This window comes from Candidatus Planktophila lacus (genome assembly GCF_002288325.1).
Classification (GTDB): Bacteria; Actinomycetota; Actinomycetes; order Nanopelagicales; family Nanopelagicaceae; genus Planktophila; species Planktophila lacus.
In genome coordinates this window covers 849,190-868,981 of sequence record NZ_CP016780.1, presented here as the reverse complement: position 1 = coordinate 868,981, position 19,792 = coordinate 849,190, and the positions used below count along the sequence as shown (strand labels likewise).

The following is a 19,792-nucleotide window of genomic DNA, read 5'->3' as shown; positions in this document are numbered from 1 at the left end:
ACAAATGAGTCGGACAGTTGCAATAGTCACCATGGGCTGCGCCCGTAATGAAGTCGACTCCGAAGAACTTGCCGGCCGTCTAGCAGCCGATGGCTGGACTCTGGTTAGCGAAGTTGAAGATGCCGAAGTTGCTGTTGTTAACACCTGTGGCTTTATTGAATCTGCAAAGAAGGATTCAATTGATGCACTGCTTGAGGCTAATTCGCTAAAAGGCCACGGAACCACGCGCGCGGTTGTCGCCGTTGGATGTATGGCCGAGCGGTACGGACAAGAGTTAGCAAAGGCGCTACCTGAAGCCGATGGCATTTTGGGCTTCGATGATTACCAAGATATATCAGCCCGCTTGCAATCAATTGTTTCTGGAAATGCTCATACGCCACATGTTCCACGAGATCGCAGATCGTTATTGCCAAATGCACCTGCTGATCGCCCGGCCGCGCGCCAAGAGGCTATTGATGAATCGTTTGCATCTTCACTTGGCGCAGGCGGTTCGCTCTTTCGCAAACGTTTAGGTGATGCACCTTGGGCACCGCTAAAGATTGCCTCCGGTTGTGACCGCCGTTGTTCGTTCTGTGCGATTCCATATTTCCGCGGTTCATTTATCTCACGCAAGCCAACCGAGATCATCGAAGAAGGAAAATGGCTAGCCAAGAATGGGGTCACTGAGCTCTTCTTGGTTAGTGAAAATACAACTTCATATGGCAAAGATCTCGGTGATTTAAAATTGATGGAGAAGATACTTCCTGACTTCGCTGCGATCGAGGGTATCGAGAGAGTTCGCCTTTCCTATCTACAGCCAGCAGAGATGCGCCCATCACTGCTGCAAGCGATGATCGAGAATGAAAAGGTTGCTCCATATTTCGATCTCTCATTCCAGCACACCAGCCCTACGGTCTTACGCCGCATGCGCCGCTTTGGAGATTCTGAAAAATTCTTGCATTTGATTGCTCAGATCAGAGCGCTATCTCCAGAGGCCGGAATCCGATCAAACTTTATCGTTGGTTTCCCGGGTGAGACGCAAGAAGATTACGACGATCTTGCAAACTTCATTAGCGCCGCTAAATTAGATGCGATCGGTATCTTTGGATACTCCGATGAGGACAACACCGAAGCGCTAGATCTATCGGACAAGGTTGAAGAAGAAGTAATTCGCCAGCGCGTGGAAACCCTTTCCTCGCTAGCCGATGAAATGGTTTCTATGCGCGCTGCCGGCCGTATTGGCGAGAGCGTGCGCGTCTTGATCGAAGATGAAGAACTACAAGAAGGTCGCGCGGCACACCAAGGCCCTGAAGTCGACGGCACAACTTCATTTATTGGCACCAACTTCAAGGTTGGGCAATACATTGATGCTGTGGTGATCGATTCAATGGGCGCAGATTTGGTGGCACGAGCGCTGTGAGGCTTCCTGCTTTTATTACCCCCAATTCTTTAACGATTGCACGTCTTGTTTTAATTCCCTTTGGCGCAGTTGCTCTTTTCATGAACGGGGGAGATGATTACAACTGGCAGATTATTTCGTGGTGGATATTTTTTATCTTAGGTCTGACCGATATCTTCGATGGCAAGTTAGCGCGCAGCCGTCAGCAAATTACCGAGCTAGGTAAATTCCTAGATCCAGTTGCGGATAAGGCGATGGTCGGAACGGCAATGATCTGCCTATCAATTCTCGACCGCATGCCTTGGTGGATCACAATCGTGATCTTGGCTCGCGAAATAGGAATAACCTTCTTTAGATTAGCCATTGTTAAGCGGGGAGTAATTCCGGCGAATAAGGGCGGAAAGATAAAGGCTGCCTTCCAAGGTTTCGGAACAGGTTTCTATGTTCTGCCGCTAGATCCTTCGCTCTATTGGTTCCGTGATGGATTTATGTATATTGCGATCGCACTCACTATCGTGACCGGTGCTTACTATGTACGATCTGCTTTTAGACCACAGACCACCAATTAGATTAATTCGGAGCCACCATGGAGCTTTCAAAAGAGATTCTCGGCCTTGTCTCCGATATCCATGACTCGCTGCGCACTCGTGGCGAAACTCTCTCCACCGCAGAATCGCTTACTGCAGGCGGGCTAAGCAACGCGCTAACAATTGTTCCGGGCGCCTCAGATGTTTTCCTTGGTTCCCTTACTGCGTATCGTCCTGAGATAAAAGTTTCGCACTTGGGAGTAGATGAATCTGTGATTGCAGAACGCTCAGTTGTCAGCGAAGAAGTTGCAATTGCTATGGGGCACGGCGCCAATAAATCATTTGGTTCCACCTGGGCTATTGCAACCACTGGCGTCGCAGGACCTGGGCCATCCGATGGCTCTGATGCCGGCCGAGTTTTCGTAGCCTTCGTTGGCCCGATAGTTCAAGTAATAGAACTTTCGCTCTCTGGTGAACGTGAAGTTGTGCGAAACGCCACCGTAGCAAGCGCGATCGCCTCATTTGCGCGTATCCTTAGACAACGCGATAAATAAGAGAAGGGATGACCACCATGGCGCTACTACGCACTGCAGTTGGCCAGACCCTTCGCGCTGCCCGCACTGAACAGTCACGCACACTGCGCGATGTTGCACGCGAAGCACGTGTTTCATTGGGTTACCTCTCTGAAGTAGAACGCGGCCAGAAGGAAGCATCCTCAGAATTATTAAATGCAATCTGTGAAGCGCTTGATCTAACTCTCTCTTCTGTGATTACCAACGTCTCACTTGAGCTCAAGTCTCAAGAGAGTGCGAAGTTGTCCGTTGTCGACGCAGCCTAAGTACGCCACACAGGGCGCAACTCACCGCCGCACCGAGAGCGCAATTTTAGAAGGCGCCAAGAAATTAATTTCACAATTTGGTTTATCAAATATCTCCATGATTGAAATCGCTGATGCTTCACAAGTATCACGTGCGACTTTGTATAACCATTACCGTGATAAATCTGCAGTTATCTCCGCGTTAATTACGGCAGAAGTTGAATTCATGATTGACCTGGCAAACAAAGCAGGCACTCCGGCTGATGCCCTGGAAAAGCTCTCGCTCTATATTTCAACAGATGGCGCCCTATCTTCGATGCGCGTTCACGATAAAGCAGCGCTCACTGAAATGCTCTCTCACGCAGAGCATCCCCTGTATCTCGAACTAGCTAAGTGTTTGTACAGCGCAACTAAATCTGCAGCAGGCACTGGCGTTGCAATGCGCTGGCTGATGGGGCAGGCGATGCAACCACTAACCCCGGCACAGTCACGCGAACAAGCAGAACTCTTAGTCGATCGCACCCTCTTTTAAATCTTAATTATCGATTAAATGCGTATCTCTGATCTTCGCGAACGTTTAACTCTCTCATTCGGAGATCAATGGGCTCCTTCTTTCTGCAAAGACATTGCAATTACTGAACTCGGCAGTAAGAGCGTTGATGAAGCGTTGCAATCTGGGCTGGAGCCGCATGAAATATGGCGTGCAGTGTGTGCTGCCTACCCAAATGAAACTGTTAAATACAAATAAAGATATATAGATCGCATCTGCAAATAATTGGCGTGTTGCGTTTAGCAAGTTAACAACTTATATTTCCACCATGTTTACAAAGCGTCGCGTAATTGATTTCTGCCGTGTAAACACTTCTGCCTGCTGTCTTTAAGCAAGCCCCCAAACCCATTATTTAAATCAATTTTTCAAATTTGAAACTATTTTAAGGAGATAAGTATGTTTAAGAATGTTGTAGCTCGATCGAAGAATATTGTTATTGCTTTACTAAGCCTTGGCTTGATTGCCGGCGTAACATCCACACCTGCAAACGCTGCGCCAAAGAACTTGGCACGTTCTGTTGTTCAGGCTGATTGGCTAGAGAAGAACCTCGATAATCCAGATGTAAAGATCATCGAAGTAAGCACCGAAGCTGGTCTTTACGAGCGTGGACATATCAAGAATGCAGTTAAGTTCAATTGGTACACAGATCTAGTTGAAGTTGTTAACCGTGACATCGTCGCAGGCACACGCTTTCAGAAGCTTGCTCGTGCTGCCGGAATTAACAAGAACTCAACAGTGGTTCTCTATGGAGATAAGAACAACTGGTTCGCTGCATGGGGAGCATGGATCTTTAATACCTACGGCATTGAAGATGTTCGCCTAGTTGATGGCGGACGAGTTAAGTGGGAGAAGGATGGTCGACCATTCACAACTGTTGTTTCAACACCAAAAGAAGGCAATTTCGTTGCCACTAAGGCAGATAAATCAATCCGCGCTACATTGATTCGCGATGTGCTCCCTGCAGTTCGCAAGAAAGGTTCTGCAGATATAGTCGACATTCGTTCTGCTGATGAGTACAACGGCAAAATCTTCGCACCGGCAGGATTCCAAGAGCTAGCAGTTCGCGCAGGACATATTCCAGGTGCCATTAATGTGCCATGGGGCGCGAACGTTAATGCTGATGGAACCTTCAAGACAGTTGCAGAACTCAAGAAGCTCTACGCAGATAAGGGGATTGACGGCAAGAAGCCGATCATCACCTATTGCCGCATTGGTGAGCGATCATCGCTTACTTGGTTTGTACTTAGCGAAATCCTTGGATATGAAGTTAAGAACTATGACGGTTCTTGGACTGAATACGGCAACGGCGTTGGAAATCCAATTAACAACCCAGCCGGAACTGTTTGGGGAGCAGCGTAATTAGCGCAGTTACTAACTTTGGTAGAGGTTCCGGAGATTCCGGAACCTCTACTGAGGTTTCTACCTGGAGCAAAGGCGATTCTGTAAGAACAGGGTTAGCCGCCTTATTAGTAATTGGATTGCTCTTCACCGCATACCAATTAAGCGATAACGAAGGAACTGGTACCAACGCAGCGCTCTCGCTCTTGATTGGTAGCGCTCTCGGAATCGCATTTGAGAGAGGTCGCTTCTGTTTCTTCTGTATCTTCCGAGATGCCATTGAAGACCGTGACACAACACCGTTTTTATCGATCCTTAGCGCCATTGCAGTCGGTGCAATTGGTTACGCAGTTATTTTTGGTCAGTTCTTGCCTGATACAAGTTCAGATCGCCTTCCACCTAATGCGCATATCGGACCAGTTAGTACCGCGTTGGTTGCCGCCGGTCTGGCATTCGGAATCGGTATGGCGCTCTCAGGTGCCTGCATTAGCGGCCATCTCTACCGCATTGGCCAAGGATCGCTGCGCGCATACCCTGCGCTATTTGGTTCGCTTATTGGATTCGGACTTGGTTTCAAGAGTTGGAACACGCTGTACTCAAAATCAATTAGCGATGCACCGACAACTTGGTTTCCGCATTATCTAGGTTATGGCGGATCGCTAGCCTTAACCCTGTTGCTACTTGCGTTGATCGCAGTAGTTGCCATTAAATTTGGTAAAAACTCAACGCCACTTTCAAATCCGGTTGCGAACAAGATTGATCTCGCAAGCCTGCGCCAATCACTTCTGATCAATCGTTGGCGTCCGCTAACTACCGGTGCAATCTTTGGAGTAATCGGAACCTTTGCTTACCTGCGAATTGAACCCCTTGGTGTAACGCGCCAGATAAGCACAACCTCTCGAACCTACTTCGAGGGCCAAGGTTGGATTCCACAAAACCTGGATGGCTTAGATCTAATGGCCGGTTGCATCGCAGTTGTTTCTACAGCGATCGTAAATAACGGTTGGTTGATTCTCGGAATCGTTATCGCATCATTCGCGGCAGCGTTAGCGGGTAATCGCTTTAAATTCCAGCAAATTAGTTGGCGCAACGCCTTAACCGCACTCGTTGGTGGGCTGCTTCTCGGTTGGTCTTCGATGATCGCACTTGGCTGCACCGTCGGAGTTCTTCTCTCTGGAACACAGTCATTCGCACTCTCTGGCTGGGTATTTTTCGCAACTGCCTTTACCGGAGCTTGGATCGGGATAAAGCTAAAACTCCATAAGCTTTAAACAGCAATTACTTCCAAGACCCAAGGATTTACTCCATCGCTCGGCGTCAGCGCACATGGATACTTCTCCGAAACAATCGCATATAGATCTTCCGGGGTCTTTGGCACCGACCGTGATTGCAAGAGCACGCGCGCAATTTCACCGCGGGTCTTCTTAGACATGTGAGTAACGACTTTGCGCACGCCATCGACGACAGTTGAAATCTGAATCTCAACAGTCTTTTCTATGGGGGAGTGCCAGACCGTTTTATAAGTCGATGAACGGCAGTCCACGATTAGCGGGGTCTTGATTGGGTCTAGAACTTTCGCGACCGGCTCGCGCATCGCGCTGTTATCGATCTTCGCCTTGTAGCTCTCGATCAACTGGTCGGGGCGCACCGCTCCGTACTTGGCTGAGATGATCACAACTGCGCTCGCCGCCCGCTTACGCGCCGCAGGGCTAAGAGTGGCCCAGCCGAGGGCCTGGTAGAGGACTCCGGTGTAGACGTTGATCGCGGGCGCTGGCTTGTTGGTCTCAACCTTCTTCTCGGAAGGGGGTAGCAGGATCAACACCTGGGCATCCTCCCCTTCTTACCGAGAACTAGAGGGCGACACGCCTAAAGACCTTGTCAGCCCCTCCTGCTACCTTTCGAACAGATGTTCGGATAAAGTTATCCCTGCACAACCAGAGCGGTTCCGCTTTCCGCCCACAGGCTCTCTATAAGCCTCGTAGGCCGTCGGCGGCCTTCCGTACCTTCTGGGCCGACTACCAACGAATATGCATCACGCATAGACGTTCTTATCTAAAGGAGCAAAACGTGGCTGCTGAAAAAGCAAATAAAGCCGAAGAGAAAAACACCTCCGATCGCCAAAAGGCGCTCGACACCGCACTAGCCCAGATCGAACGTCAATTTGGTAAGGGCTCAGTAATGAAAATGTCTGATCGTCAAAATGCGATCATCGAAGTTATCCCAACTGGTTCAATCGCACTAGATATCGCACTCGGTATCGGTGGACTACCACGCGGACGTATCGTAGAAATCTACGGACCAGAATCTTCAGGTAAGACAACACTTACCTTGCACGCAATTGCAAATGCACAAAAGGCCGGCGGTATCTGCGCATTTATCGATGCAGAGCACGCATTCGATGCAGAGTATGCAAAGAAGCTCGGCGTTGATATCGATGCACTTCTTGTTTCACAACCAGACACTGGTGAACAAGCGCTAGAGATCATGGATATGTTGATCCGTTCTGGCGCACTTGATCTCGTTGTAGTCGACTCAGTTGCAGCACTTGTGCCACGCGCTGAAATCGAAGGCGAAATGGGCGATTCACATATGGGATTGCAAGCACGCCTTATGTCTCAAGCGCTCCGCAAGATCACCGGTGCACTTCACCAATCGAAGACAACTGCGATCTTCATCAACCAGCTCCGCGAAAAGATTGGTGTCTTCTTCGGTTCACCTGAGACAACAACCGGCGGTAAGGCACTTAAGTTCTACGCATCTGTTCGCCTCGACATCCGTCGCATCGAAACTCTTAAGGATGGCACCGAATCCGTTGGTAACCGCACCCGCGTTAAGGTCGTCAAGAACAAGATGGCTCCACCATTTAAGCAAGCCGAATTCGACATCATCTACGGCACAGGTATCTCACGCGAAGGTTCATTAATCGACCTCGGCGTTGAAATCGGAGTCGTTAAGAAATCTGGCGCTTGGTACACATACGAAGCCGATCAGTTGGGACAGGGCAAGGAAAATTCTCGTGCATTCCTTCTCGATAACCCAGATCTAGCTAATGAGATCGAGACCAAGATCCGTGCACACTTTGTGCCGATCGAAGTTGATGCCGAGCTCGTAGCGGCGATCGATGAAGCTGCAGCAGAGGTTGATTTCTAATTAGCCTTGATTTTGTAAAGGTTTCAAGAGGCGAAGGCTCCGACCCTTACGAAGTAGCACACACCATTGCGTTAAACGCTCTGGTTACTCGTGCGAAAAGTAAGGGCGAGCTTCTCGCTCACCTTAAGACCCGGGGCGTAGAAGATGATGTTGCGCAAGCAATTATCTTCCGGTTGCAAGAAGCCGGCCTCGTTAACGATGAAGAGTTTGCTAAAGCCTGGGCGCAGTCGCGCCACAACCATAAGAAGATCTCAAAGCGAATCATCGCGGGGGAGCTTCGCCAAAAGGGCGTAATGCAGAGCGCGATCGATGAAGCACTTGATGAGATAGATGACGACTCCGAATACCGCAGCGCCTTTGATCTAGCCTTCAAGAAATACAACACCATGTCACGCCTTGAACCAGAGGTGCAGGTGCGCAGAATTCAGTCGCTTCTGCAACGTAAGGGTTTTGGTTTTGGAACAATCTCTCAAGTGTTGAAAGAGTTGGATCTACTTAACAATTAACTTTTGGCGAGATGTTCAGTAAGTCTTGCGGCAGTTGCAACTACAGCGGCTGCATGTACGCGCCCTGGTTGGCGTCCTAAACGCTCTATAGGGCCAGAGATAGATACTGCGGCAATTACTTTTCCATTAGGGCCTTTAACTGGCGCGCTAACTGATGCAACGCCTGCTTCGCGTTCTCCAACTGATTGCGCCCATCCGCGGCGACGGTCGGCAGATAAATGTGCAGCTGTAAATCTTGCGTTCTTAAGTCCGCGATGAATCTTTTCGGAATCTTCCCAAGCCAATAAAATTTGCGCAGCAGAACCTGCCTGCATGGTTAGCGAAGCACCGACTGGCACAGAGTCGCGAAGACCAGATAAACGTTCAGCAACTGCAACACAGATACGGATATCTCCCTGGCGACGATATAACTGTGCAGATTCGCCGGTTGCATCGCGCAGCGCAGCAAGTGCTGGGGCAGCAGCAGCCAGTAAGCGATCTTCACCTGCTGCAGCTGCGAGTTCTGAAGAACGAGGTCCAAGAACGAAACGACCCTGCAGATCGCGCGTAACAAGGCGATGGTGCTCAAGGGCAACGGCTAAACGGTGAGCGGTGGGGCGAGCGATGCCAGTTGCGGCAACGAGCTCTGCCAGCGAATGAGGGCCAGATTCGAGCGTACCTAGAATGGTTACCGCTTTATCTAGAACGCCAACTCCGCTATTCTTCTTCTCCACACAGTGAGATTAGCATCCCATCTAATGAGATGCAAGATTTAAAGGAAGAAGAGCATGGGTAAAACTCTGGCAGAGAAGATTTGGGAAGACCACGTCGTTCGTTCGGCGCAAGGAGAACCTGATCTGCTCTACATCGATCTGCAATTAGTTCACGAAGTAACAAGTGCCCAAGCATTTGATGGTCTGCGCCTTGCTGGACGAAAAGTGCGCCGCCCAGACCTGACAATTGCAACAGAAGATCACAACACCCCAACGCTCGATATCTTAAAGCCGATCGCAGATCCTGTATCAAAGCTGCAGATCGATACCTTGCGCAATAACGCGAAGGAATTCGGAATTCGCATCCACTCACTTGGCGATGCCGATCAAGGCGTTGTCCACGTAGTTGGACCACAACTCGGAATCACCCAACCTGGCATGACCATTGTTTGCGGTGATTCACATACCTCAACACATGGCGCATTCGGCGCGATTGCCTTTGGTATCGGAACTTCAGAAGTTGAACATGTACTAGCTACACAGACTCTGCCATCAAACCGTCCAAAGACAATGGCGATTAATGTTGAAGGAACTCTAAAGACCGGCGTAACCGCAAAAGATATTATCTTGGCGATCATTGCTCAGATCGGTACTGGCGGGGGACAGGGCTACATCATCGAATACCGCGGCTCCGCAATTCGCGAACTTTCGATGGAAGGCCGTATGACCGTTTGTAACATGTCTATCGAAGCTGGTGCGCGCGCTGGTTTGATCGCACCAGATCAGAAGACCTTTGATTACATTAAGGGCAAGCCACATGCGCCAGAAGATTTTGAATCTGCGCAGAAGTATTGGGAGACGCTATTTACAGATAGCGATGCTAAGTTTGATGTTGAGATCACACTCGATGGCAACATACTGGAGCCATTTGTAACGTGGGGAACTAATCCAGGACAGGGCTTGCCACTAAATGCATCAGTTCCAAATCCTGCAGATATTAAAGACTCTGAAGAACGTGGAGCTGCTGAACGCGCACTTGAATACATGGGTCTTACAGCAGGAACGCCACTAAAAAAGATAGCGATTGACACTGTTTTCTTGGGCTCTTGCACCAATGGTCGCATCGAAGATCTACGTGCAGCTGCATCAGTAATTGAAGGCAAGAAGATTGCACCAAAACTTCGCATGTTAGTTGTGCCTGGTTCAGAGCGCGTTCGCCAGCAAGCGATGAAAGAGGGCTTAGATAAAGTCTTCCTTGATTTCGGTGCCGAATGGCGTAACGCCGGTTGTTCAATGTGTTTGGGCATGAACCCAGATCAACTAGCTGTGGGAGAGCGTTCTGCTTCAACTTCCAATAGAAACTTTGAAGGCCGCCAAGGTAAGGGCGGACGTACGCACTTAGTTAGCCCACTTGTTGCAGCAGCTACCGCAATTCGCGGCACGCTCTCATCACCGGCAGATTTGTAGGAAGGGATATGGCCATGGAGAAGTTCGTTAAACACACAGGCACAGGTATTCCGCTACGCCGTAGCAATGTTGATACCGATCAGATCATTCCTGCCGTTTACCTAAAGCGAGTTACTCGCAGCGGCTTTGAAGATGGGCTCTTTGCCGCTTGGCGCAATGACCCAGAGTTTGTACTAAACCAAGTGCAATACAAGAGCGGAACCATCTTGGTTGCTGGTCCTGAATTCGGCACCGGTTCATCACGTGAGCATGCGGTCTGGGCGCTTCAGAACTACGGTTTCAAAGTGGTCATCTCAAGCCGCTTCGCTGATATCTTCCGTGGAAACTCACTTAAGGGCGGACTGCTTACCGTGATCCTTCCGCAGGAGGCGGTGGAGGCGATCTGGACAACTATTGAGAGCGATCCAACTACTTCAATTACTGTAGATCTAGAAACACGCACAGTTTCATACGGCTCAACAACTGTTGCCTTCGAACTCGATGACTACACCCGCTGGCGCTTGATGGAAGGTCTAGATGACATTGGTTTGACGTTAAAGCACACCGATGCGATTGATTCTTTCGAAGCAAAGCGTCCTGCTTACAAGCCAAAAACACTGCCAATACGCATTTAAAGGTAAAAGAAAAATGTTTCTGCGCTTTTTTGAGCGTAAAAACCAGCGTAAAACGCTCACTTCGTTGATGGGGTGAGCGTTTTCTGTTCAACCCTCAACTTGTAAATGAGAGTTTTTTACGCGTAAAAAGTGCGATTTTTCTAAAATATTAAATTGCGACACGCCCGCGTTAATATCGCTATCACCCTATTAAAAGGTTTAAGTTTTAGCCACAAGTTAAGCGAACGCTTAATTTACGCTTAAATCTAAGGGGATTTAGATGAATAAGGCCCAGTTCATTGCCGCGTTGGCCCCACACTTCAACGACAGCAAGAAGGAAGCAGCACACGCTGTAGAAATCGTTTTCGACACAATTACACGCACCATGTCAAAGGGTGAAGATGTAATGATCAATGATTTCGGTAAGTTCAAGAAGGTTGATCGCAAGGCACGTATGGGTCGTAACCCATTCACAGGCGAGACAATCAAGATCAAAGCTTCAAAGAAGGCGCGCTTCTTGCCTGCAAAGGGTTTGAAGGATGTCATCTCAGGTGAGCGCAAGCTAGGACCGGCTCCAAAGCCAGAACCAAAGCCTGTTGCAAAGCCAGTGGCTAAGAAGGCAGCAGTCAAGAAGGTTGCAAAGAAGAAGCCAGCAGCGAAGAAGGCTGTTAAGAAAGTTGCTAAGCGTAAGCCAGCAGCTAAGAAGGTTGTTAAGAAGGCTGCTAAGAAGCGTTAATTCTCGCTTCCTAACCTATCTTCAAAAACTTCATAGAACTGGGGTCAGCGCTTGCTGGCCCCAGTTTTTCTTTGCCCACTAAGATTTAGATATGGCCAAGATGCGCGTTTCATACGCGCCACCTACCGGTAACCCTCTCGGTACAAATATCACCTTTAAAATTTGCTCATCGATATTGATTCCAATTATTAACTTGATCACCAAGCGCACATGGATCGGCGCAGAAAATATTCCAAAGACTGGCGCGGTAATAGTTGCGAATAACCATCTCTCATATTTTGATGTTTTAAATTTTGCCCACTTTCTTTATAAGAATGGTCGAGCCCCACGTTTCCTAGGCAAGGTTGGCGTATTTAAAGTTCCAATCATCGGCCGCATTCTGCTTGCAGCTGGCCAGGTTCCCGTTGAACGTGAAACACCTAACGCAGGCAAAGCTGTTGATCACGCGAAACGACTTTTGGAGTCGGGACATTTACTTGGTGTTTATCCAGAGGGAACGCTCTCTCGCGATGCCGATCATTGGCCGATGGTTGCAAAGACTGGATTAGCGCGACTAGCAATCAGCACTCGCACTCCCGTTATTCCAGTTGCACAATGGGGTGCGCAAATTTTGATGCCAACATATTCGAAGAAAATTAAATTATTCCCACGTACCCAGATCACCTTGAAAGCGGGAAAACCGGTTGACCTATCCCAGTGGTACGGCAAAGAAGATGATCAGCAAGCGCTGATCGAGGCAACCGCGAAGGTCATGCGGGAAATTACAACTTTGCTAGAGGAAATTCGTGGCGAGAAGCGACCTGAAGTAATCTTTGATCCGCATACTTCTGATTTACCTCGTACGGGTAATTTTAAGAAGAAGCGCAAAAAGGTGGCAGAGAAGTAATGAGCAAGGTAACGGTATTTGGAGCAGGTGCGTGGGGTTCAACCATGGCGCAAGTGCTTTGCGATGCTGGAAATGAAGTTCTGCTCTGGGGGCGAAACCAAGAAGTTGTAGATGAGATTAATTCCTCGCATACCAACGCTAAGTATTTGGCGCATCACACATTGCCTGTAGAGCTGAAAGCCACCTCAGATTTAGATGAAGCCTTCGCCTTTAGCCAAAGTTATGTTTTAGCGATTCCATCTTCGCAATTGCGCGCAACTTTAAAGGAGTGGAAACCACGCTTCTCGAAAGGTTGCTTGGTGGTCAGTACATTAAAAGGAATTGAAATCAGCACCCAACTCCGTATGTCTGAGGTAATTGTTGAAATTCTCGGCCCACACAAGATTGCCATGATTACAGGACCGAATTTGGCTGACGAACTAGTGCTGCGCCAACCCGCCGGGGCGGTGGCTGCAGCAACTACGCAAGCTACCTCTGAAGAAGTTCGCGCACTATTTCGCACTCCTTACTACCGCGTTTACACATCAGTTGATTTGTTAGGTTGCGAATTAGCGGGCGCAATCAAAAATGTAATTGCCTTAGCCGTTGGAATCTCTATCGGCATGGGCTTTGGCGAAAATACCCAAGCGATGCTGATTACTCGCGGCCTTAATGAAGTAGCCCGGTTATGTGCTGCGCACGGGGCTGATCCGCTAAGTGCGGCAGGCCTTGCTGGAATGGGCGACTTGGTTGCAACTTGTGGCTCTCCACTTTCTCGTAACCGCACATTTGGCGAACTCTTAGGTAAGACTGGTTCCATGGAACAAGCGGTTGCGCAAGGAGCTAAGACGGTAGAAGGCGTTGCTTCATCGAGCGCGATCGTAGAAATTGCCCATCGCGTTGGTGTCGAAGTCCCAGTTATCGAATCAGTTGCTGACATTGTTAATGGCTCACTTACGCCAGCGCAGGCGCTGCAACGCCTGATGGAGATAACCACTAAAGCTGAGAACTTCATCCGATGACTAAGCGCGTAGCAATTATCTGTGGTGGTCGCTCCAGCGAACACGAAATCTCATGTATTTCCGCAGGGGGAGTGCTCTCCGCAATTGATCGCAGCAAATTTGAACCTGTTTTGATCGGCATCAGCAAGAACGGCAAATGGTTCTTACTTGATGACAAAACATCTCTAACCATTCAAAACGGCGTTCTCCCTGTTGTCCCAGAAACCGGAAACCCCGTTTCATTAGATGCATCAGGTTTTATTAGCGCTGGCGTCAACTTAAAGATTGATATCGTCTTTCCGTTACTGCACGGTCCGTACGGTGAAGATGGAACGGTTCAAGGACTTCTTGAGATTGCCGATATTGCATACGTTGGCTCTGGAGTTCTTGCCTCAGCAGTTGCTATGGATAAATCATTTGCAAAGCCAATCTTTGCGGCCGCCGGAATTAAAGTTGCTGCAGGCTTTGTCGCTCGCGCATCTGATTGGGCAAAAGATAAATCAGCGGTTCAAAAACAGGCAGACCAACTTGGCTATCCAGTATTTGTAAAGCCGGCACGTGGTGGATCAAGTCGTGGAACAACAAAAGTTAAATCTGCTGCTGAATTTGGTGCTGCTCTTGAAGAGGCACATACCTTTGACCCAAAGGCGATGGTTGAGCAAGAAATTCGTGGCAAAGAGATCGAGTGCGCAGTCCTTGAAATTGATGGCGTTGCTAAAGCATCACTGGTTGGGCAGATAAAAATCGATCCGAAGTACGATTTTTACAACTTTGAAGCTAAGTATCTAGATTCAGCCACAACCATCGAACTTCCGGCGGCAATTGATCAGAAGATCAGCGATCAGATCCGCGCCAAAGCGGTAGATGCCTTTATCGCACTTGGCTGCAGTGGCTTAGCCCGTGTGGACTTCTTCTTAACTGATAACAATGAAGTCATCATCAATGAGTTAAACACGATGCCAGGCTTTACCGCAACATCAGTATTTCCAAAGATGTGGGCAGCAACTGGCGTGGAGTACACAGAAGTTATTTCCCATTTACTGGTATCAGCGCTTACGCGCAGTAACGGTGTCTTGGGTAATTAGTAAGTAACAGGGCAAGTCAGGGTGCGTGTAATACCCGGAACAGCCTGCACCTTAGACAAAATTGCGCGACCAAATTCCTCCATTGATGGAGACTCTGCGCGCATGATTACATCGTAAGGACCTGTAACTCCTTCAGCCAATGTAACGCCGGCGATAGCAGAGACAGATTTTGCAACGCTAGATGCTTTGCCAACTTCGGTTTGAATCAAGATGTATGCCTGAACTGACATAGTGGTCTGCCTTTCTCGTGAGAACTTCGCCGTTGAAGGTAAGCGCAAAGGTACCCCATGTTCTAGTCTTGGCGCTATGGCGATTGGTGATGGCGGCTTCAACGAAGCGCAGGTAATCGCGCGCCTAAAGGAGATTTTTGCATCAACCGATCCACGAATTTCTCTTGGGATTGGCGATGATGCAGCGGTTGTATCTGGCGCCAAAGCCCAAGTTGTAACAACCGACATGGCCATTTCCGGAGTACATTTCCGAACCGACTGGTCGAGCGCTTTTGAAATTGGGCGAAAGGTTACGGCGGCAAATACCGCAGATGTTTTAGCGATGTCAGCTAAGCCCGATTACCTGCTTGTCGCTGTTGCTCTTACAGGTTCCGAAACTATGGAATGGATTTCTGATCTTGCGCGTGGGATTAAATATGAAGCAGATCTTGCGGGAGCCCATGTGGTTGGTGGAGATATCTCTCGCGCTGATCAAGTAGTTCTCTCAATGACTGCGATTGGTTCTACTAACAAAGCGATAACTCGTAGTGGAGCAAAACCAGGAGATGGCATTTATTTATCATCACTTACGGGGTGGTCGGCGGCCGGTTTGGCGATTGTGAGTTCTGGATCAAAAGAAGATATGGAGCCTGCTCAAAAAGCACTTAGCGAGTTTAAGTCTCCAACTATTGATTATGGATTTGATTCCTCAAAGGCAAATGCGCTCTGCGATGTCAGCGATGCGTTGGTTATTCAAGCAGCACAGATGGCTGAGGCTTCAAAGGTTTGCTTTAACTTTGACCTAACTAAAATCCAAGCAAGCGCTGAATTCATGGAGCTTGAAAATCTTGCCCAGCGAATGGATATTGATATTTGGAGTTGGATTTTTGCTGGGGGAGAGGATCACACCCTTCTGGCAACCGGCACAGATCTGCCAGGGCTTTTAATTGGAGAAGTTACCCAGGGCGCGGGCCTTGCAAACGTTCCCGCAGGCGTGGCAGCGAACGCTTGGCAACATTTCTAAAAAGACCCTTGGGTTTTTATGCAGTGATTTCCATATTTTTTATTTTTTTAAACACATAAAAACGGGCGCGGTGCTATTGCCTACCTTTTCGCAAGGCGATAATTTTATGAGATGAAAAGATCATCATTTGTAGCAACTTTGGCCACTGTAGCACTTTCTATCTCAGCAATTCTGGTTGGAGTTACTTCTGCAAATGCCAGTGTCACACTTCCCAAGGGTGCGTTCTTACCTTGTTCTGCAGGTGGCGGCGCATACTGCATTGATTCAGTAAGCATTACACCTACTGGTGGCAAAGCTATTGCACTTACTTGGGTTGCTAGCGGTACTCAAGGTGCTGCTGCAGGAAATACAAATGGTGTTGCATCCGGCAAAGCTCTGCCAGGGCGATGGAGCGCAGATGGCGCATTTACAAATGAAAATTACGACGGGCTATACATAGAAGCACAAGCTGCAAATGAATTTGTTCCATGGATCATGCTCGATGCCAAACCAACTTATTCACCAGGAAATAACGTCACACTGGCAGCGCTAACAACAAGTGCGACAACGCCAGTTAATTTAAATAGCGATGCGCTGATTTCGGTAAAGATGCGAATCTCCGACTTCAAGCTAGGCGTTACCTATGGCATTGCAACTGAAGCAACAGTTGATGTTCAGGCGGCGGTCTTTGAGATTGCTGGTTATCCAGTAAAGGTTCCTCAGGCTAAGAGCTCAAAAGATTGTTCAGGTGATGCTGGTGTTTCATCAGCGCTCGTTACTCAATTCCAATCAATTTTGGTTCCATCCAATGATCCACTCGGGTTCTCATTTGAGGGTGGCAGCGGCAAGATCTATGTTGGATCTAACGGACTCTGCAAACTGTCAACTCCAGTGTGGAACGCTGAGAAGAAGTCTTTGAGTTACAAAGCATCTGCTCCGCGCCTAGCTCCGGACGGTAAGTCAGTTAACACTGGTTTTTACTATGCAACGATTTCATCTGCCGATGCGCTAGCGCTTTGGGGACTTAAGCGCGCAGAAGATGCAGCCTCTGCTCTGACTATTTCAGTTCGCACAAGCGAAGGCGGATCTACCGCAGCGACTAAGACTGTAGCTGTTAAGAATGGTCGAATCATCATTCAGGTCTTCGGCTTTGAATTCCCAGATCCGATGCTAGATATCTCGCTAAATCCTAGTTTTGACTTAATGGCTTCATCTGCCGGGGCTGCAAGCAATATGTCGGCCGCGGGAACAGTTCGAACTACAGCGTCGCCTAAGCCAACGCCAACGCCAAAGGTGACGTCAATTTCTTGTATTAAAGGAAACCAGTTAAGAAAGGTCACTGGCGTAAAGCCAAAGTGCCCAACTGGATTTAAAAAGCGGTCTTAATTAGATCTAGGAAGCGTTAGCGAGAAACTTTTCCGGCCTTAAGGCAGGAAGTACAAACGTTCTGGCGCTTAGCTGTTCCACCGACAAGTGTCTTGATGCGTTGGATATTTGGATTCCAGCGACGACGAGTCTTTACCTGAGAGTGTGAAACGTTATTTCCAAAGCTGGGCCCTTTGCCACAGATATCGCATGTTGATGCCACAGCGTTACTCCTTATAGATCTTTAACTTAATGAACAGGGCGTAAGGGTAGCAAGAAGGCCAACTTCACGCTAATTCCGAGAAATCCACGCGAGAATGGCTCCTATGGCGATCGCAGACGGCAGGCTCACAACCAAGTTGGTTGATGTCGTGGGCGATCGCACCGCGAAGGTTTTGGATACTGTTTTTGGTTATCGCACGGTCTCTGATTTATTACACCACTATCCACGTCGCTACTTAGTACGTGGCGAGCTAAGCGATATCGCTGAACTTAACGAAGGCGATGAAGTAACGGTATTGGCAGAGATTCACTCTTCGAGTAGCCGCAAATTGCAGGGGCGCAAGGGCAGCATCCTTGAAGTTATCGTCACCGATGGCAGCGCCAAAATGTCGCTAACTTTTTTCAATCAAGCCTGGCGCGAGAAAGAGTTGCGCGTAGGTAGACAAGGTTTGTTTGCGGGAAAAGTCGGAGTCTTTAACGGCAAACGCCAATTGGCACATCCAGATTACGAAATGGTCCCTGATGGCAGCGATGTTGATTCCGCCGTTGCAGACTTTGCCGGAAAATTTCTGCCGGTATATCCAGCCAGCTCAAAACTTCCTTCCTGGAAAATTGCGCAATGCATAAAGCTAGCCATTGATTTTTTGGATGAAGTTCCAGATTTCATCCCGCCACAAATTCTTGAGAGATTTAAGTATCCATCGGCACAGCAAGCCCTGGCTCAGATACATAACCCAGTTGATCTAGATAGCGCAGAACTCTCGAAGGCGCGCTTAACCTTTGATGAGGCTTTCTTACTGCAACTACTTTTACTCGAACGCAGAGCCGAACTACGAGCACTCAAGACTGTCGCCCGACCAGTTAAATCCGGTGGAATATTAGAAGCTTTCGATAAATCGCTTCCGTGGAAGTTAACTCCTGGCCAAGTTGAAGTTTCGCGTGAGATTGAAAGTGATTTAGCAGCAGATATTCCGATGCATCGTTTGCTACAAGGTGAGGTCGGTTCAGGTAAAACTGTTGTCGCACTTCGTGCCATGTTGGCAGTAGTCGATAGTGGGGGACAAGCAGCGTTACTTGCTCCAACAGAAGTTTTAGCGGCGCAGCATCTGCGAACTATTGAAAAATTGCTCGGACCGTTAGCCCAAGGAGGGATGCTGGGAGGCGTTGAAAACGCTACGCAAATTACTTTGTTAACTGGTTCGCAGAACGCGGCATCACGTAAAGAGGCACTTGCTCTTGCCGCAACCGGCCAGGCCGGAATTGTTATTGGTACGCATGCACTGCTTAGTGAGAGCGTAGTTTTTAACGACCTTGGCTTAATTGTTGTGGATGAGCAACATCGTTTTGGTGTTGAGCAACGTGATGCGCTGAAGGCAAAAGCAGTTAATCCGCCACACCTATTGGTTATGACTGCAACTCCAATACCAAGAACAGTTGCGATGACAGTCTTTGGTGATCTAGATATTTCGACACTTCGCGAACTTCCGTTAGGTCGCCAGCCAATTACAACGCACGTAGTACCAACTTTGGAGAAACCAACTTTCCTAGATCGCGCCTGGGAGCGAATTCGTGAAGAAGTTTCACAGGGGCATCAGGCTTACATCGTTGCACCGCGCATCGCTGCCGGAAGTTCTGAAGATGCCGATCTAGATTTTCTATACGGAGAACAAACTCCAGATATCGCGTCCGTCGAAGAACTGGCCCCGAAGTTACATGGGGGAGCGCTCAAGGGGCTACGAATTGCGCCATTGCATGGACGATTAACCACAGAGTTAAAAGATGCAACGATGCAGGCTTTTTCTGCAGGCGAGATAGATGTACTAGTTTCAACGACAGTTATTGAAGTCGGCGTGGATGTTCCAAATGCAACAGTCATGGTGATTATGGATGCAGATCGCTTTGGCGTATCTCAGCTTCATCAGTTACGTGGCCGCGTTGGTCGCGGTACTTCACCTGGTTTGTGCCTACTTGTATCTGGCGCGCCAATCGAAACACCAGCACGTGAGCGATTGGAAGCAGTATCTAAGACCCAAGATGGCTTCGAACTCTCTCGTATTGATCTTGAACAAAGACGTGAAGGCGATGTACTCGGTGCAACACAATCTGGCGCTCGGTCGCATCTTCGCTTATTGCGTGTCTTGCGCGATGAAGGGCTAATTGAGGAAGCGCGCAATGTGGCTGCAGAATTATTAGAAAGCGACAGCTCTCTAAACGGCTATCCTTTGCTCAAACACGAATTAGAGATGTTAAAGAAAGAACAAACGTCTTCATATATAGATAAAGGTTAG

The 19,792-nt window shown here is 48.6% G+C and carries 23 protein-coding genes; 19 read left to right on the top strand and 4 right to left on the bottom strand.

What is annotated here, in order from left to right; genetic code table 11:
• The first annotated feature begins 4 nt into the window (after positions 1-4).
• The 8 genes from rimO to A1sIIB106_RS04345 all read left to right on the top strand — a co-directional run bounded on the left by rimO (position 5) and on the right by A1sIIB106_RS04345 (position 5,881).
• Positions 5-1,399: a 30S ribosomal protein S12 methylthiotransferase RimO gene (rimO, locus tag A1sIIB106_RS04380; RefSeq protein ID WP_095677490.1), complete on the top strand. Its 1,395-nt coding sequence runs from the start codon at positions 5-7 to the stop codon at positions 1,397-1,399.
• Complete coding sequence (gene pgsA / locus A1sIIB106_RS04375) at positions 1,396-1,947, top strand: CDP-diacylglycerol--glycerol-3-phosphate 3-phosphatidyltransferase (protein WP_095677489.1); 552 nt, start codon at positions 1,396-1,398, stop codon at positions 1,945-1,947. The genes rimO and pgsA overlap by 4 nt, the downstream gene beginning before the upstream one ends.
• 17 nt (positions 1,948-1,964) lie before the next feature.
• Positions 1,965-2,459: a CinA family protein gene (locus A1sIIB106_RS04370; protein ID WP_095677488.1), complete on the top strand. Its 495-nt coding sequence runs from the start codon at positions 1,965-1,967 to the stop codon at positions 2,457-2,459.
• A gap of 17 nt (positions 2,460-2,476) precedes the next feature.
• Positions 2,477-2,743: a helix-turn-helix domain-containing protein gene (locus A1sIIB106_RS04365; protein WP_095671834.1), complete on the top strand. Its 267-nt coding sequence runs from the start codon at positions 2,477-2,479 to the stop codon at positions 2,741-2,743.
• Positions 2,727-3,254: a TetR/AcrR family transcriptional regulator gene (locus A1sIIB106_RS04360; protein ID WP_223299471.1), complete on the top strand. Its 528-nt coding sequence runs from the start codon at positions 2,727-2,729 to the stop codon at positions 3,252-3,254. Before A1sIIB106_RS04365 ends, A1sIIB106_RS04360 begins: the two co-directional genes overlap by 17 nt.
• Positions 3,255-3,272: 18 nt before the next feature.
• On the top strand, positions 3,273-3,470 hold the full coding sequence (locus tag A1sIIB106_RS04355; protein ID WP_095677486.1) for a DUF3046 domain-containing protein: 198 nt from the start codon (positions 3,273-3,275) through the stop codon (positions 3,468-3,470).
• A gap of 198 nt (positions 3,471-3,668) precedes the next feature.
• Positions 3,669-4,631 (top strand): sulfurtransferase, encoded by a 963-nt coding sequence (locus A1sIIB106_RS04350; RefSeq protein WP_095677485.1) that lies wholly within the window; start codon positions 3,669-3,671, stop codon positions 4,629-4,631.
• Positions 4,616-5,881, top strand: a complete 1,266-nt coding sequence (locus tag A1sIIB106_RS04345; protein ID WP_095677484.1) for a YeeE/YedE family protein — start codon at positions 4,616-4,618, stop codon at positions 5,879-5,881. The genes A1sIIB106_RS04350 and A1sIIB106_RS04345 overlap by 16 nt, the downstream gene beginning before the upstream one ends.
• On the opposite strand, the gene yaaA is transcribed toward A1sIIB106_RS04345, so the two are convergent.
• Positions 5,878-6,432: a peroxide stress protein YaaA gene (gene yaaA, locus A1sIIB106_RS04340; protein ID WP_095677483.1), complete on the bottom strand. Its 555-nt coding sequence runs from the start codon at positions 6,430-6,432 to the stop codon at positions 5,878-5,880. The genes A1sIIB106_RS04345 and yaaA overlap by 4 nt on opposite strands.
• A 245-nt stretch (positions 6,433-6,677) precedes the next feature.
• On the opposite strand from yaaA, the gene recA reads away from it, so the two are divergent.
• Positions 6,678-7,760 (top strand): recombinase RecA, encoded by a 1,083-nt coding sequence (gene recA / locus A1sIIB106_RS04335; RefSeq protein ID WP_095677482.1) that lies wholly within the window; start codon positions 6,678-6,680, stop codon positions 7,758-7,760.
• Positions 7,760-8,266, top strand: coding sequence for a regulatory protein RecX (locus A1sIIB106_RS04330; protein ID WP_320410424.1), 507 nt, complete (start codon positions 7,760-7,762; stop codon positions 8,264-8,266). Before recA ends, A1sIIB106_RS04330 begins: the two co-directional genes overlap by 1 nt.
• Here A1sIIB106_RS04330 and A1sIIB106_RS04325 read toward each other — a convergent pair.
• Positions 8,263-8,979: an IclR family transcriptional regulator gene (locus tag A1sIIB106_RS04325; protein WP_095671261.1), complete on the bottom strand. Its 717-nt coding sequence runs from the start codon at positions 8,977-8,979 to the stop codon at positions 8,263-8,265. The two genes, A1sIIB106_RS04330 and A1sIIB106_RS04325, sit on opposite strands and share 4 nt — an antisense overlap.
• Positions 8,980-9,033: 54 nt before the next feature.
• On the opposite strand from A1sIIB106_RS04325, the gene leuC reads away from it, so the two are divergent.
• The 6 genes from leuC (at position 9,034) to A1sIIB106_RS04295 (ending at position 14,705) form a co-directional block, all read left to right on the top strand.
• On the top strand, positions 9,034-10,425 hold the full coding sequence (gene leuC, locus A1sIIB106_RS04320) for a 3-isopropylmalate dehydratase large subunit (RefSeq protein ID WP_095677480.1): 1,392 nt from the start codon (positions 9,034-9,036) through the stop codon (positions 10,423-10,425).
• 14 nt (positions 10,426-10,439) lie between these two features.
• Entirely contained in the window at positions 10,440-11,039 is a 600-nt protein-coding gene (gene leuD / locus A1sIIB106_RS04315; protein ID WP_095677479.1) for a 3-isopropylmalate dehydratase small subunit, read from the top strand.
• A 259-nt stretch (positions 11,040-11,298) separates the two neighbouring features.
• The gene (locus A1sIIB106_RS07210) at positions 11,299-11,754 is read left to right on the top strand and encodes an HU family DNA-binding protein (RefSeq protein ID WP_095677478.1); all 456 of its coding nucleotides are present in this window, start codon (positions 11,299-11,301) and stop codon (positions 11,752-11,754) included.
• A gap of 91 nt (positions 11,755-11,845) precedes the next feature.
• Complete coding sequence (locus tag A1sIIB106_RS04305; RefSeq protein ID WP_095677477.1) at positions 11,846-12,640, top strand: lysophospholipid acyltransferase family protein; 795 nt, start codon at positions 11,846-11,848, stop codon at positions 12,638-12,640.
• Complete coding sequence (locus A1sIIB106_RS04300; protein WP_095677476.1) at positions 12,640-13,641, top strand: NAD(P)H-dependent glycerol-3-phosphate dehydrogenase; 1,002 nt, start codon at positions 12,640-12,642, stop codon at positions 13,639-13,641. The genes A1sIIB106_RS04305 and A1sIIB106_RS04300 overlap by 1 nt, the downstream gene beginning before the upstream one ends.
• Positions 13,638-14,705, top strand: a complete 1,068-nt coding sequence (locus A1sIIB106_RS04295) for a D-alanine--D-alanine ligase family protein (RefSeq protein WP_095677475.1) — start codon at positions 13,638-13,640, stop codon at positions 14,703-14,705. Before A1sIIB106_RS04300 ends, A1sIIB106_RS04295 begins: the two co-directional genes overlap by 4 nt.
• Here A1sIIB106_RS04295 and A1sIIB106_RS04290 read toward each other — a convergent pair.
• The gene (locus A1sIIB106_RS04290; protein WP_095671254.1) at positions 14,702-14,935 is read right to left on the bottom strand and encodes an Lrp/AsnC family transcriptional regulator; all 234 of its coding nucleotides are present in this window, start codon (positions 14,933-14,935) and stop codon (positions 14,702-14,704) included. The genes A1sIIB106_RS04295 and A1sIIB106_RS04290 overlap by 4 nt on opposite strands.
• Before the next feature lie 76 nt (positions 14,936-15,011).
• Here A1sIIB106_RS04290 and thiL point away from each other — a divergent pair, with 76 nt between their 5' ends.
• Both thiL and A1sIIB106_RS04280 read left to right on the top strand, forming a co-directional pair.
• Positions 15,012-15,938 (top strand): thiamine-phosphate kinase, encoded by a 927-nt coding sequence (gene thiL / locus A1sIIB106_RS04285; protein ID WP_095677872.1) that lies wholly within the window; start codon positions 15,012-15,014, stop codon positions 15,936-15,938.
• A 111-nt stretch (positions 15,939-16,049) separates the two neighbouring features.
• Positions 16,050-17,303: a hypothetical protein gene (locus A1sIIB106_RS04280; RefSeq protein ID WP_095677474.1), complete on the top strand. Its 1,254-nt coding sequence runs from the start codon at positions 16,050-16,052 to the stop codon at positions 17,301-17,303.
• A 16-nt stretch (positions 17,304-17,319) separates the two neighbouring features.
• Here A1sIIB106_RS04280 and rpmB read toward each other — a convergent pair whose 3' ends face one another.
• Positions 17,320-17,505, bottom strand: a complete 186-nt coding sequence (gene rpmB / locus A1sIIB106_RS04275) for a 50S ribosomal protein L28 (RefSeq protein WP_095671252.1) — start codon at positions 17,503-17,505, stop codon at positions 17,320-17,322.
• A 103-nt stretch (positions 17,506-17,608) separates the two neighbouring features.
• On the opposite strand from rpmB, the gene recG reads away from it, so the two are divergent.
• A complete protein-coding gene (recG, locus tag A1sIIB106_RS04270) occupies positions 17,609-19,792 on the top strand; it encodes an ATP-dependent DNA helicase RecG (RefSeq protein ID WP_095677473.1) in 2,184 nt (727 codons plus the stop codon).

What these genes read in the sequence shown, in the direction of transcription:
- A1sIIB106_RS04280 (WP_095677474.1), top strand. Translation starts at nt 16,050, where the DNA reads ATGAAAAGATCATCATTTGTAGCAACTTTGGCCACTGTAGCACTTTCT.
- recG (WP_095677473.1), top strand. Translation starts at nt 17,609, where the DNA reads ATGGCGATCGCAGACGGCAGGCTCACAACCAAGTTGGTTGATGTCGTG.
- leuC (WP_095677480.1), top strand. Translation starts at nt 9,034, where the DNA reads ATGGGTAAAACTCTGGCAGAGAAGATTTGGGAAGACCACGTCGTTCGT.
- thiL (WP_095677872.1), top strand. Translation starts at nt 15,012, where the DNA reads ATGGCGATTGGTGATGGCGGCTTCAACGAAGCGCAGGTAATCGCGCGC.
- A1sIIB106_RS04305 (WP_095677477.1), top strand. Translation starts at nt 11,846, where the DNA reads ATGGCCAAGATGCGCGTTTCATACGCGCCACCTACCGGTAACCCTCTC.
- A1sIIB106_RS07210 (WP_095677478.1), top strand. Translation starts at nt 11,299, where the DNA reads ATGAATAAGGCCCAGTTCATTGCCGCGTTGGCCCCACACTTCAACGAC.
- A1sIIB106_RS04350 (WP_095677485.1), top strand. Translation starts at nt 3,669, where the DNA reads ATGTTTAAGAATGTTGTAGCTCGATCGAAGAATATTGTTATTGCTTTA.
- A1sIIB106_RS04370 (WP_095677488.1), top strand. Translation starts at nt 1,965, where the DNA reads ATGGAGCTTTCAAAAGAGATTCTCGGCCTTGTCTCCGATATCCATGAC.
- A1sIIB106_RS04290 (WP_095671254.1), bottom strand. Translation starts at nt 14,935, where the DNA reads ATGTCAGTTCAGGCATACATCTTGATTCAAACCGAAGTTGGCAAAGCA.
- A1sIIB106_RS04355 (WP_095677486.1), top strand. Translation starts at nt 3,273, where the DNA reads ATGCGTATCTCTGATCTTCGCGAACGTTTAACTCTCTCATTCGGAGAT.
- A1sIIB106_RS04365 (WP_095671834.1), top strand. Translation starts at nt 2,477, where the DNA reads ATGGCGCTACTACGCACTGCAGTTGGCCAGACCCTTCGCGCTGCCCGC.
- rimO (WP_095677490.1), top strand. Translation starts at nt 5, where the DNA reads ATGAGTCGGACAGTTGCAATAGTCACCATGGGCTGCGCCCGTAATGAA.
- A1sIIB106_RS04300 (WP_095677476.1), top strand. Translation starts at nt 12,640, where the DNA reads ATGAGCAAGGTAACGGTATTTGGAGCAGGTGCGTGGGGTTCAACCATG.
- leuD (WP_095677479.1), top strand. Translation starts at nt 10,440, where the DNA reads ATGGAGAAGTTCGTTAAACACACAGGCACAGGTATTCCGCTACGCCGT.
- A1sIIB106_RS04295 (WP_095677475.1), top strand. Translation starts at nt 13,638, where the DNA reads ATGACTAAGCGCGTAGCAATTATCTGTGGTGGTCGCTCCAGCGAACAC.